The sequence below is a fragment of the Mesonia sp. K4-1 genome, assembly GCF_008017825.1.
Taxonomy (GTDB): Bacteria; Bacteroidota; Bacteroidia; order Flavobacteriales; family Flavobacteriaceae; genus Mesonia.
This window is the reverse complement of sequence record NZ_VRLS01000031.1, coordinates 1-520: the sequence shown is the minus strand read 5'-3', so window position 1 is coordinate 520 and position 520 is coordinate 1. Positions and strand designations below refer to the sequence as shown.

The 520-nt window shown below is 31.5% G+C and carries 1 protein-coding gene; it reads right to left on the bottom strand.

The window, feature by feature from the left end:
- Positions 1–10: 10 nt before the first annotated feature.
- Positions 11–520, bottom strand: a 510-nt coding sequence (locus FT986_RS05470; RefSeq protein WP_187248577.1) for an RteC domain-containing protein, incomplete at its 5' end; no start/stop codon positions are given.

Sequence of the window (520 nt, the reverse complement as noted above, 5' to 3'; positions counted from 1 at the left end):
AATGTAATTCTCAATGGTCTTCTTTATCCATCTTATGTTTTAAATGCATACTTAACTCATCCAAAAACTTGGTTTGACTACCCCTACGCTCTTTCATTTCTGAATAAGTTTTATAAACTTGATTTAACTTGACATTAAATAAATCTTCAAAACTTGAAGTAATCATCCTAAGGTCTGCGCCTCCATGGTTGATCGAATTCACAGAGTAAAGGGCATAAATAAGTTCGATCAAAGCTGTTTTAGGAGCTGTCCATTCCAATATTTTATTTTTATTGTTTTCCCTTACTTTAGGCTTTTCTGGTTGAATCCTTTCTATGGTCTTTCTTATATAATGAATCAGTTTATTCATTCCTTTTACTTTGGACCATAGCAAATCATGAGAAGTTGAAAAATCAGGAAACTGATAATAATTACCCAAAGGACTGACAGGGAAATCAGGACTATTCTTTCGAGCAAAAAATTGATGATCTAAATAAGTATGTCCCAATTCCATATAATAAACGAAATCAGAATTTCTATA